The sequence below is a fragment of the Lentzea sp. NPDC036949 genome (assembly GCF_055608075.1).
Genome location: NZ_JBVJRA010000001.1, coordinates 1,130,313 through 1,142,024, shown reverse-complemented (window position 1 = coordinate 1,142,024; position 11,712 = coordinate 1,130,313). Strand labels below are relative to the sequence as shown.

The 11,712-nt window shown below is 71.4% G+C and carries 12 protein-coding genes; 3 read left to right on the top strand and 9 right to left on the bottom strand.

Translation table 11 applies throughout. The features are described from left to right. Positions 1–16 precede the first annotated feature (16 nt). Positions 17–439, top strand: coding sequence for a DUF1203 domain-containing protein (locus ACZ7CD_RS05790; protein ID WP_470378374.1), 423 nt, complete (start codon positions 17–19; stop codon positions 437–439). Between the two features lie 13 nt (positions 440–452). Then, positions 453–1,532, top strand: coding sequence for an NADH-quinone oxidoreductase subunit D (locus ACZ7CD_RS05785; protein ID WP_470378373.1), 1,080 nt, complete (start codon positions 453–455; stop codon positions 1,530–1,532). Positions 1,533–1,564: 32 nt separating this feature from the next. Here the strand turns inward: ACZ7CD_RS05785 and ACZ7CD_RS05780 are convergent, their stop codons facing one another. The 7 genes from ACZ7CD_RS05780 to ftsH are packed head-to-tail and all read right to left on the bottom strand — an operon-like array spanning position 1,565 to position 8,136. Further along, positions 1,565–3,106, bottom strand: coding sequence for a DUF6779 domain-containing protein (locus tag ACZ7CD_RS05780; RefSeq protein WP_470378372.1), 1,542 nt, complete (start codon positions 3,104–3,106; stop codon positions 1,565–1,567). 50 nt (positions 3,107–3,156) lie between these two features. Continuing rightward, positions 3,157–3,609 carry a DUF3180 domain-containing protein gene (locus tag ACZ7CD_RS05775; RefSeq protein WP_360385212.1) on the bottom strand — a complete coding sequence of 151 codons (453 nt, stop codon included), beginning with the start codon at positions 3,607–3,609 and terminating at the stop codon, positions 3,157–3,159. Further along, the gene (folK, locus tag ACZ7CD_RS05770) at positions 3,606–4,103 is read right to left on the bottom strand and encodes a 2-amino-4-hydroxy-6-hydroxymethyldihydropteridine diphosphokinase (RefSeq protein ID WP_360385210.1); all 498 of its coding nucleotides are present in this window, start codon (positions 4,101–4,103) and stop codon (positions 3,606–3,608) included. The genes ACZ7CD_RS05775 and folK overlap by 4 nt, the downstream gene beginning before the upstream one ends. Next, complete coding sequence (gene folB / locus ACZ7CD_RS05765) at positions 4,100–4,492, bottom strand: dihydroneopterin aldolase (protein ID WP_360385208.1); 393 nt, start codon at positions 4,490–4,492, stop codon at positions 4,100–4,102. Before folB ends, folK begins: the two co-directional genes overlap by 4 nt. Continuing rightward, positions 4,485–5,270 (bottom strand): dihydropteroate synthase, encoded by a 786-nt coding sequence (folP, locus tag ACZ7CD_RS05760; protein ID WP_360385206.1) that lies wholly within the window; start codon positions 5,268–5,270, stop codon positions 4,485–4,487. The genes folB and folP overlap by 8 nt, the downstream gene beginning before the upstream one ends. Positions 5,271–5,302: 32 nt before the next feature. Continuing rightward, complete coding sequence (gene folE, locus ACZ7CD_RS05755) at positions 5,303–5,950, bottom strand: GTP cyclohydrolase I FolE (protein ID WP_360385204.1); 648 nt, start codon at positions 5,948–5,950, stop codon at positions 5,303–5,305. Continuing rightward, positions 5,947–8,136, bottom strand: a complete 2,190-nt coding sequence (gene ftsH, locus ACZ7CD_RS05750) for an ATP-dependent zinc metalloprotease FtsH (protein ID WP_360385202.1) — start codon at positions 8,134–8,136, stop codon at positions 5,947–5,949. The genes folE and ftsH overlap by 4 nt, the downstream gene beginning before the upstream one ends. 378 nt (positions 8,137–8,514) lie before the next feature. Here ftsH and ACZ7CD_RS05745 point away from each other — a divergent pair, with 378 nt between their 5' ends. After that, complete coding sequence (locus tag ACZ7CD_RS05745; protein ID WP_360385200.1) at positions 8,515–10,161, top strand: substrate-binding domain-containing protein; 1,647 nt, start codon at positions 8,515–8,517, stop codon at positions 10,159–10,161. 69 nt (positions 10,162–10,230) lie between these two features. On the opposite strand, the gene hpt is transcribed toward ACZ7CD_RS05745, so the two are convergent. Then, on the bottom strand, positions 10,231–10,779 hold the full coding sequence (hpt, locus tag ACZ7CD_RS05740) for a hypoxanthine phosphoribosyltransferase (protein ID WP_030472607.1): 549 nt from the start codon (positions 10,777–10,779) through the stop codon (positions 10,231–10,233). A gap of 17 nt (positions 10,780–10,796) precedes the next feature. Further along, positions 10,797–11,708: a tRNA lysidine(34) synthetase TilS gene (gene tilS / locus ACZ7CD_RS05735; RefSeq protein WP_470378371.1), complete on the bottom strand. Its 912-nt coding sequence runs from the start codon at positions 11,706–11,708 to the stop codon at positions 10,797–10,799. Positions 11,709–11,712 lie beyond the last annotated feature (4 nt).

Sequence of the window (11,712 nt, the reverse complement as noted above, 5' to 3'; positions counted from 1 at the left end):
CGACGATCGTTGCGGAATGCAAATCCACACCGTCGCCCCAGCAGCTGCCCTGTCCGACCCCGGCCGCGAGTACCGCACCTCCGAACCCGGCGTTCCGCTGCGGTGCTGCCTGCGCAAGTCGGCGCCGGACGAGCCGGTCTGGCTGTTCCGCTACTCCCCCGCCGCGGGCAAGGGCCCGTACGAGGAGGTCGGGCCGGTCTTCACGCACGTCGACTGCCCCGGCGGCGCTGCGCCGGACCGGCTGCCCGCCGGGTTGCTGAACAACTCCCGGGTGCTGCGGGCGTACAACGCGGCCGGGCAGATCGAGGACGGCGTCCTGGTCGAGCCGGGCGGGTTCGACAGCGCGGTGGAGGGGCTGCTGAACACCCCCTCGGTCGAGGCGGTGCAGGTGCGCAGCCTGTCGCACGGGTGCTTCCTCTTCGCGGTCACGCGGTCGTGAAACCATTGCCGGTGTGAGCGAGCAGATCACCGTCGGCGTCGGCGCGGGCGCGCAGTACCTGGGCGTGGACCGCGTGATCGACCTGGGCCCACTGCACCCGTCCGCCCACGGCGCCTACCGGTTGCGGCTCACGGTCACGCCGGACCTGGTGATCACCGCCGCGACCCCGCTCGTCGGCCACCTGCACCGCGGCGCCGAGAAGCTGTTCGAGGTCCGCGACTACCGCCAGGTCCTCACGCTCGCGAACCGGCACGACTGGCTGTCGGCGTTCTGCAACGAGCTCGCGGTCGCGCTGGCCGTGGAGCGGATGACCGGAATGGACGTCCCCGCACGAGCCCAATGGCTGCGCGTGTTGTTGTGCGAGCTCAACAGGCTGATGGCGCACATGGTGTTCCTGACGCCGTTGTGCCCGGCTGCTGCCGCGTACCGCGAGGGCGTGCAGGCGTTGATGGAGGAGGCGTCGGGCGGGCGCATCCACTTCATGTTCAACCGGATCGGCGGCCTGCGCGAGGACGTGCCGGCCGGCTGGACCGGCAGGGTGGCCGACTTCCTGTCCACAGTGGAGGACCTGGAGGTCGACCTCTCCGCGCTGGAGGGACTCGGCGTCCTGCCGCTCGCCGACGCGCTGCAGTACGGCGTGACCGGGCCGATCGGCCGGGCCAGCGGGGTCGACCTCGACCTGCGCCGCGACGACCCGCTGCCCGCGTACCGCTCGCTGGCGGTCACGCCGGTGGTGCGCACCGAGGGCGACGCCGCAGCGCGCGTGCGGTGCCTGCTCGACGAGGTGCGGCTCTCCCTGCGGCTGGCGCGGTCCTGCCTGGACGCCCTGCCGGCCGGACCGGTGAACCTGCGGCTGCCCAAGGCGATCAAGGCACCGGAGGGTTCGGTCTACACCCGCGTCGAGGCGCCGCTGGGCACGTCCGGCGTGCACCTGTCGTCCCGCGGCGAGAAGACACCGTGGCGGCTCAAGCTGCGCACGCCGTCGTTCAACAACGTCCAGGCGCTGTCCGCGCTGCTGCCGGGCACGTCGGTCGACGACCTGCCGGCCGTGCTGAGCTCGTTCGCCGTGATCGTCGGGGACATCGACAAGTAGACGGCCCTGGCACGGCGGTTCCGGCGACCTGCCTAGTCGTCGCGGCGACGGCGGCGGCGCGGGGCGTCCCCGCCGCCGAGTGACGCCAGCAGCTCGCTGACCGACTTGCCGTCGGCGTGCGCTCCCGACGGGTCCTCCGGCGCGGCCCTGCGGCCACCGGAGACCGCGGGCAGGCTGGCCGACGACTCCTCGGACGCGGCACGACGGCCCGTGGCCACCGCGGGCAGCCGCGCGGACGACTCCTCGGCGGCACGACGACCGGCCGGCGCCGGCGTGCGGGTGGCCGGCTCCTCCGGTCCGCGCCGGGTCACCGGCGGCAGCGACACGAACGAGTCCTCGGAGGCCGTGCGACGGCTGGACTGACCACGTGCCGGCGGGAGCGACGCGGAGGACTCCTCGGAGGCGGAGGCGGAGGCGGAGGCGGACGCGGACGCGGACGCCGCGCGGCGCTTGCCGCTCGGCGGCTCGTCCGGCTGCAGCGTCTCCCACGAGCCGCTGTCCTGCTCGGGTGCGCGTTCGTCGGCGCGGCGGCGGCCGGTCAGCGACTTCGGGTCGACGATCTCGGTGCGCTCGGCGACCCGCGACCGCGGTGCCTCCGGGGTGCGCGGCTCCGCGGCGGGGGTCTTCTTCACCGGCGGCTTCTCCGGGCGCTGCAACGCTTCCGTGCGCTGCGCCTGCGCCTGGGCCGGCTGCGGCTGGGGGCGCGGCACCCGTTCGGTGCGCTGGACCGGCTGCGCGGTCGGCTTGGGGGGCTGCTGCTGGGCGCCGAGCCGGGCCGACACCGCGGCGGCAGCGCTGCCGGCGCGTTGCGGGGCCGAGCGGGCGGCTTCCTGCTTCACGGCCTTGGCCGGCTCACGGCGGGCGGCGGCCGGCTGCGGGCGCGGCGAGGTGCGGGTGGGCTCCGGCCTGGCCGGCTCCGGGCGGGCGGGTTCGCGGCGCGGCGGCTGCACCTTGGCGTCGTGCGCCACGCGTTCGATCAGCTCGGTGCGCTCCGACGGCTTCTCCGCCGACGCGGTCACCGCGGGCTTGGCGGCGTTGATCGCGTTGATGATCCGCTTCTCCGAACCGGAGCTCAGCCGGGAACCGTCACCGGCCAGCGCGCGCAGGCGGGTCGACTCCGCGCGCAACGCCACGCGCTCGACCAGGACGTCACCACCGCCCAGCAGACCTTCGAGGTTCTCCCGCAACGCCCTGAGGTCCGCGCGCAGCGCCTCGATGTCGGCGCGCGACTCCTCCTCGATCCGCTTGCGGGTCTCGGCCTCGATCTCCAGCTCGTACTCGCGGCGGGCGGCCACCTCGCGTTCGAGCTCCAGCTCGTACACGCTCTGGAGGTCGGCCACCTCGTCGTCGCGCTCGCTGACCTGCTTGCGGTACTTGGCCGCGAGGAACGCACCGACCAGTGCGGCCCACAGCGCGGCCACCACGGCGAGGCGCAGCATCCGGGCGCTGTCGCTCAGGACGAGCACCGCCGCGGCCACGAGGGCGAGCGCCAGCGCTGCGACCAACAGCAACCGCCCGGAGCCACGACCGTGATCTTCTTGCTCGTCGTCGATCGACGCGCCGCGTCCGGTCATGCGCACTACGGTACCGCCTAGTTATCCGACTGAGACCTGCGCACCGGTGTCTAATCGTTCCCGGAACCCTCCGTCGGCGTCTTGCAGCAGTGCTCCAGCCACAGCGCCGCAGCGGTCAGAGCGGCCGCGCTGACCATCCCGACAACCGCCGCGAACAGGTCATTCCCGGCAGCGGCGAACGAGTCCTGGACGGGGATCACGTAGATCAGCAAGGCGGTCCAGACGCCGAACATCAACGCGCCGAGGACCGAGGACGCCTTCGCCAGCGCGACCGCGCGGGCGGCGGTGAGCGGCTGGACCGGGCGCGCGCCCTGGCGGCGTTCGATCCGGGCCCGCAGCGAGAACGCGAACCACACCTCGACGGCGGCGAGCGCGAGCAACGTCGACCCGGCCGCGCGCGGCAGCGGCGGCAGGGTGTCGTAGGCGAGTCGCAGGAACAGGTGCGCCAGCAGACCGGCGATGACCACGACGGTCGCCAGGTCGCGGGGACGGGTGAACCTCACGCGTCCATCCAACCGGAAGTCAGCACCAGGTCGTCGCGGCGGCGCACGCCCTCGGTCGAGAACTCCAGCGCCGCAACGGGTCCGTGCCCCGGCAGCACCGCGCCGGGTTCGACGTCGAGCCACGGCACGAGGACCGTGGCGCGTTCGAACGCGCCGGGGTGCGGCAGGAGGAGGTCCGGGTGGCCGGAGGTCACGCCGTCCACCGTGACCACGTCCACGTCGAGCGTGCGCGGTCCCCAGCGCTGCTCCCGCACGCGCCCTGCGGCGTTCTCCAGCGCCTGGCCGCGGCGCAGCCAGCCCCACTCGTCGACGTCGTCCGCCTCGACGACCACGACGGCGTTGAGGAAGTCCGGCTGGTCCTCCACGCCCCACGCGGCCGTCTCGTACACCGGCGACACCGCGACGACGTGCTCGCGCAGGCCGTCCACCACCGACCTGAGGAACGCGAACCGGTCACCCAGGTTCGAGCCGATCGACAGGACCGCGCGGGTCATTGCGCGTCTTTCTTGAGCGGCGCGGCGAGCCGGCGCGAGCGGCGGATCGTCACCGACACGTCGTCGAAGGTCAGCGGGATCGGCGCGGACGGCTTGTGCACCGTCACCTCGACCGCGTGCAGCCGGGTGTCGGTCATCGCGGCGTCGGCGATCTTGCCGGCGACCGTCTCGATGAGGTCGTGCGGCTCGCCGCCGACGATCGCCGCGGCCATCTCGGCGAGCTCGCCGTAGTGGTAGGTCTCCTTGAGGTCGTCGGTCCTCGACGCCGTGCTGAGGTCGAGCCACAGCGTGATGTCGACGACGAACTCCTGGCCCTCGCGCTTCTCGTGCTCGAAGACGCCGTGGTTGCCGCGAACCCGCAGGCCCGTCAACGCGATCCGGTCAGCCATGTCCCCGCCTCCACGCTCCGGCGACGGCGACCGCGTCCAGCGTCCGGTCGACGTCGTGCACCCGCACTCCCCACGCCCCGTTGAACGCGGCCAGCGCGGACACCGCCGCGGTCGCGTCCTCCCTGCCGTCCGGCGGGCGGTTGTCCAGCAACGTGCCGAGGAACCGCTTGCGCGACGCGCCCACCAGCACCGGGAACCCCAGGTCCACCAGCTCGTCGAGGCGGTGCAGCAGCTCCCAGTTGTGGTCGCCGAGCTTCGCGAACCCGAGACCGGGGTCGAGCACGATCGACGACTCGGCGACACCCGCCGCCAACGCCGCCTCCACGCGCTCAAGCAGTTCCGAGCGCACGTCGGTGACCACGTCGTCGTAGCGCGCCAACGAGTCCATCTCCGTGCTGTGCCCACGCCAGTGCATCAGCACGTACGGCACTCCAGCGTCGGCGACGACCTCGACCATCTCCGGGTCGGCCAGGCCGCCGGAGACGTCGTTGACGATCGAGGCGCCCGCCTCCAGCGCCGCCGAGGCGACGGAGGCCCACATCGTGTCCACGCTGACCGGCACGCCCTCCGCGACGAGCGACCGGATCACCGGCACCACGCGGGCGATCTCCTCGGCCGGCTCGACGCGCGCGGCGCCCGGCCGGGTCGACTCGCCGCCGACGTCGACGAGGTCGGCGCCGCGCTGGTGCAGCGCGACCCCGTGCTTCACCGCGTCCGAGCGGTCGAGGTAGCGGCCGCCGTCGGAGAACGAGTCGGGCGTGACGTTGAGGACGCCCATCACGACGCACCGGTCCGGGCGGGGCAGACCGCTCACCGCAACCGGCCCCTGATCAGCTCGATCGCCTCCGCGCGGGTCGAGGCCGACGTGCGCAGCAGCCCGCGCACCGCCGACGTCGTCGTGCGCGAGCCGGGCTTGCGCACACCGCGCATGCCCATGCACAGGTGCTCGGCCTCGACGACCACGATCACGCCGCGCGGTTCGAGCTTGCGCACCAACGCGTCCGCGACCTGCGAGGTCAGCCGCTCCTGCACCTGCGGGCGCTTCGAGTAGAGGTCGACGAGCCGGGCGAGCTTCGACAGCCCGGTCACGCGGCCGTGCTCGTTCGGGATGTACCCGACGTGCGCGACGCCGTGGAACGGCAGCAGGTGGTGCTCGCAGAAGCTGAACATCGGGATGTCCGTGACGAGGACGAGCTCCTCGTGGCTCTCGTCGAACGTCTTCGCGAGCACGCTGTCCGCGTCGGTGTAGAGCCCGGCGAACAACTCCCGGTAGGCACGCGCCACCCGAGCGGGGGTCTCGCGGAGGCCTTCGCGCTCCGGGTCCTCACCGCACGCGATCAGCAGCTCACGCACCGCGGCCTCGGCACGGGCCTGGTCGAAGGCCCGCCGCGCGGAGACGCCGGCCTCCCCGTCGTGGGTGAGGCCGGCGTCTGCGTCGAGCCGGTGGTGCTCGGTCACTGCCGCTCGTCCTGGTCTGGCTGCGGCTTGCGCGGCTCCCAGACGTTGTGCGGCTGACCGGGGACGGTCGCCGGTGTCCACCCGGGCGGGGCGCCGTAGTGCGGCGGGCCCGACCCGGCCGGCTGACCCGGCTGGTGCACGCCGTTCGCACCGTTGGCACCGTTCGGCGAGGGCAGTTCCTCGGTCGGCGCCGCAGCGGCGGGCTCCTCCTGCTGCAGCTCCTCCTCGATGACGTCCTCGACGACCGGCGGCCACGGCTCGCCGCGTTCCTTGGCGAGCTCGCCGGGGGTCTTGACCGGCGGGATGTCGGACGGCGTGCGGTCACCGAAGTCGTTGAACTGGGTGATGCGCGGCCGCTTCTCGACGCGGGCGAAGATCCGCTCCAGGTCCTTCTGGTGCAGGGTCTCCTTGTCGATCAGTTCGAGCGTGAGGTCGTCGAGGACGTCGCGGTAGGTGTTGAGCACCTCGTACGCCTCGGTGTGCGCGGCCTCGATGAGCTTGCGCACCTCCTCGTCGATCTCGTGCGCGACCTCCAGCGAGTAGTCCGCCTGGCGGCCGGCCGAGCGCCCGAGGAACGGCTCGCCCTGCTCCTGCCCGTACTTCACGGCGCCGAGCTTCGCGCTCATGCCGTACTCGGTGACCATCGCGCGGGCGATCTTCGTCGCCTGCTCGATGTCGTTGGACGCACCCGTCGTGGGCTCGTGGAAGACGAGCTCCTCCGCGGAGCGGCCACCCAGCGCGAACACGAGCCGCGCGATCATCTCGGACCTGGTCATCAGGTCCTTGTCCTCTTCCGGCACCGAGAGGGTGTGACCACCCGTGCGGCCGCGGGCGAGGATCGTGACCTTGTAGACCGGGTCGATGTCCGGCATGGCCCACGCGGCCAGGGCGTGCCCGGCCTCGTGGTACGCGGTGATCTTCTTCTCCTTCTCGGAGATGATCCGGCTCTTGCGGGCCGGACCGCCGATCACGCGGTCGACGGACTCCTCCAGCGCGGCACCGGTGATGGTGGTGCCGTTCTGACGCGCGGTGAGCAGCGCCGCCTCGTTGATCACGTTCGCCAGGTCGGCGCCGGAGAACCCGACGGTGCGCTTCGCGAGCCCGTCGAGGTCGGCGTCGTCGGCGAGCGGCTTGCCCTTGGAGTGGACCCGCAGGATCTGCTTGCGGCCCTTCAGGTCCGGCGCGGAGACCGGGATCTGGCGGTCGAAGCGACCGGGGCGCAGCAGGGCGGGGTCGAGGATGTCGGGGCGGTTCGTCGCCGCGATCAGGATGATCCCGCCGCGCGAGTCGAAGCCGTCCATCTCGACGAGCAGCTGGTTGAGGGTCTGCTCGCGCTCGTCGTGCCCGCCGCCGAGACCGGCACCGCGGTGGCGGCCCACCGCGTCGATCTCGTCGACGAAGATGATGCACGGCGCGTTCTGCTTGGCCTGTTCGAACAGGTCGCGCACACGCGAGGCACCGACACCGACGAACATCTCGACGAAGTCCGAACCGGAGATCGAGTAGAACGGGACGCCCGCCTCACCGGCGACGGCCCGTGCGAGCAGCGTCTTGCCGGTTCCCGGCGGGCCGTAGAGCAGCACGCCCTTGGGGATCTTGGCGCCCAGCGCCTGGTAGCGGCCGGGGTTCTGGAGGAAGTCCTTGATCTCCTCGAGCTCCTCGACGGCCTCCTGGGCGCCGGCGACGTCCGCGAACGTCGTCTTCGGCATGTCCTTGGAGAGCTGCTTGGCCTTGGACTTGCCGAAGTTCAGGACGCGGTTCCCGCCGCCCTGGGCGTTGTTCATCATCCACATCAGGAGGAGCAGCAGCAGACCCAGTGGCACCAGGTAGATCAAGATCTGCATCAGGATGGACTCCTGGCTGACCTTGGTCTCCACCACGGGCTTGTTGCCGGCCTGGTCGAGGATGGTGAAGATCTCGTCCGTCGAGCTCGCCGGGAACTGCGTGATCAGGCGGTTGCTGTTCTCGAACGTCGAGCCGTCCTTGAGGGTCAGCCGGAGACGCTGCTCCTTGTCCTCGATCGTGGCTTCCTTGACGTTGCCCTCACGCACCTGTTGCAGTGCCTGAGACGTCTTGACCTGGTGGTAGCCCCGTGAGTCGTCGAAGAGCACGGTGAAGACGAAGTAGAGCAGCAACACCGCAGCGATCCACAGCAGCGGGTTGCGAAGCAGGCGCTTGCGGTCCATGCACTTACGGCCGGCGGGCGGCCTCGACCCTCCCTGACTTGCGCGTCGGGCAGTGGAAGACCCACATACCGCGTCCGACCAGCCTACCGCCCGCTGGTCGGGTACTGGACAACCAACGGTCTTGCCCGCCGCTGGGTTCCCGCGCGTGACCGCTGCCACGCATGTTCACGCTGTTTGGTTCACCCGGAACAAGTGCGGCCGACCAGACGAGTGACGCAGGTCACGCCATCTCATTACGTTTGGGGGTCACATGTCATCCTCATGCATCCCCCGAGTGTTCCCCCGCCACTCGAAAGAGTGAACACGTGACCGAAGGTAAGTAACCGTATGTCAGCTCGCCATACGTCCCCCGGGTTGTTCCGGAGGGTCGCCCTCCCCGTGGGCGCCCTGCTCGGTGTGATCGCGGCGGCCGGCGTCACGGTCGTGGCACTGCGCGTGACCAGCGGCCCCGACTGCGCGGGCGCCCTGCCGCTCAAGATCGCCGTCACGCCCGCGGCCCTCGACGTGGTGAACGCGGCCGCACAGGACTACCAGCGGTCCCAGCCGGTCGTGAACGGCCGGTGCGTGCAGGTCCAGGTCGAGTCGCGCAACGCGGCCGACGTGGCGCACGAGCTGCCGACCGCGCAGATCAACCCGCACTCCCTGTGGATTCCCGACTCCTCGATGTGGGCGGCCGAGGCCCAGCGCCAGTCGGCCGAGACCGGTCCCGAGGCCCCGAAGCTGGACATCAAGCCCTCGCTGGCGTCCTCTCCGCTGGTGGTGGCCGGTTCGGAGACGACGATGGGCAAGATCGGCTACCCGATCTCCCCGGTCTCCTGGACCAAGGTGATCGACCCGAAGGTCACCGTCTCGATGAGCGACCCCACGATGACGTCGGAGGGCCTCGCGACCCTCTTCGTCATCCGCACCCTGCTCGGCAACGCCGACGGCACGCCGAAGCCGGAGCTGGTCAGCACCCTGCTGAGGGTGGGCCGCACCGCCATCCCGTCGGTGCGCGACGCGTTCGGCAAGGTCACCACCGACGCCGAGAAGGCACCGCTGTTCGCCGCGACCGAGCAGTCGGTCGTCGCGAACAACCGCACCGTGAAGAAGAACGCCGTCCTGGGCGCACCGCCCCGGGAGGGCACGCTGTCGTTCGACTACCCGCTGGTGCGCGTGTCGCGGCAGAACGAGCAGGACGGCACCGGCGAGGCCGCCGCCGAGTTCGAGCGGGTGCTGCGCTCCGCGGAGACGGTCAAGCGCTTCGGCGAGGCCGGCTTCCGCACCACCTCCGGTGCCGCGCCGGCGAAGTGGTCGACGCAGGTCGAGGGCGTGCAGGCCGGTGACGTGAAGCTGATCGAGACGCCGGGCGCCGACCAGGTCTCCGAGCTGCTGCGCACGTGGGGCGCCATCAGCCTCGACATGCGCATGCTGACCGTGGTCGACGTGTCCGGCTCGATGATCGAGAAGGGTCCCAACGGCAAGACCCGCGTGGAGGCGGCGACCGAGGCGTCGATGACGGCGCTGTCGATGCTGCCCGACACCACGCAGATCGGCCTGTGGGCGTTCTCGACGGACAAGAAGCCGCCGCAGGACTGGATCGAGCTGGTCCCCGTCGGCCCGCTCGGCGAACCCCTGCAGGGCGTCGCCCGCCGCAAGCGCCTGGAGGCCGGGGCCTCGCAGCTGAACGGTCTGGTCGGCGGCGGCACGGCGTTGAACGACACCACCCTCGCCGCGTTCCGCCACGTGCTGGCGGGCTACGACCCGTCGAAGGTCAACTCCGTGGTCCTGATGACCGACGGCCGCAACGACGACATCTCGTCCATCAGCACGGCCTCGCTCATCGAGACCCTGAAGCGCGAGTCGGACCCCGCGCGCCCGGTGCCGATCATCATGGTCGGGCTCGGCCAGGAGGCCGACATGGACGCGCTGCGGGCCATCGCGGCCGCGACCGGCGGCAAGGCGTACCAGGCGCCCAACCCCGAGGACATCCGCGGCGTGCTGCTGGACGCCGTCTCCCAGCGCCGCTGCCGCCCGAACTGCTGAGCCGCTGAACGCACGCGGGGAGCTTTCGTACTCCAGACGAGTACGAAAGCTCCCCGCGTGCGTTGCGGCTCAGCTGGAGTAGACCTTCGGGTCCAGCGTGCCGATGTAGGGCAGGTCGCGGTAGCGCTCCGCGTAGTCGAGGCCGTAGCCGACGACGAACTCGTTGGGGATGTCGAAACCGACGTACTTCACCGGCACCTCGACCTTGACCGCGTCGGGCTTGCGCAGCAGCGTGCACACCTCGAGCGAGCGCGGGCGGCGCGACTGGAGGTTCTTGAGCAGCCACGACAGCGTGAGACCGGAGTCGATGATGTCCTCGACGATCACGACGTTGCGGTCGGCGATGTCGCGGTCGAGGTCCTTGAGGATGCGCACCACGCCGGACGACGAGGTGGACGAGCCGTAGGAGCTCACGGCCATGAACTCCAGCTGCACCGGGACGGGCAGCGCGCGGGCAAGGTCCGCCATGAACATCACCGCTCCCTTGAGAACGGTGATCAGCACGAGGTCGGAGTCACCTTCTGGGTGATCGTCAGCGACCTGCTTGGCGAGTTCGGTGACCTTGTCGCTGATCTCCTGCTCGGTGATGAGCACGGATGCGATGTCGCCGTCGTACACGGAGAGGTCTCCTCTGGTTAAGACTCCGGTTCCACCTGGAGCCTGCCATGCGCACGGCGCGCGACAAAGCCGCCGGGTAGCCAGACACCGCCCTGACCACGCCATTCACTCACCAGTGCGTCCACCCGGCGCAGGTGCGAATCGGACAGTTCCGGCACGCCTTCGTCGAGGAGCCACGACCTGAGCACTCTGCGTCGCAGCGCCGCCGGCAGCTCCGCGACGTCGGCCACGGCGCAGCAGTCGCCCGCAAAGGCCTCCGCCAGCTCGTCGAGGGCGTCGCAGTCCTCCCTGAGCTGCGCCGCAGTGCGCGCCAACGACCCCGCGACACCGCCTTGCAGCACGTCTTCGAGCAGTGGCAGCACTTCCGCCCGCAGGCGCACACGGGTGAACGACGGATCGTTGTTGTGTGGGTCGTCCCACACTTCGATGCCCTGCTCCGCACACGCAGCACGCGTCGTCGCGCGGGAGACGTTCAGCAGCGGTCGGCCCCATGGCGGGTCATAGGCGCGCATGCCGGCGATCGAGCGTGGACCGGAGCCGCGGCCGAGGCCCAGCAGGACCGTCTCCGCCTGGTCGTCCAGCGTGTGGCCGAGCAGCACGACGCCGTTCTCCGGCTTGAGGGCGGCGTACCGGGCCCTGCGCGCGGCCGCCTCGGGACCGCCGGGACCCGTGACGTCGACGGGCGCCACGCGTGCCGTCAACCCCAGGTCGGCGCAGATGCCCGCCGCACGTGCCGCGACCTCGTCCGAGCCGGGCTGGAGCCGGTGGTCGACGACCACCGCCCGCGCACCGGGGACCAGCCGCGCGGTGGCGGCGGCCAGTGCGAGCGAGTCGGCGCCGCCGGAGACGGCGACGGTCACGCCGTCCGGGCGCACCTCGTCGAGGAACCGCCGGACAGCGGCCCTGACCTCGGAGACCGGGCCGTTCACGAGG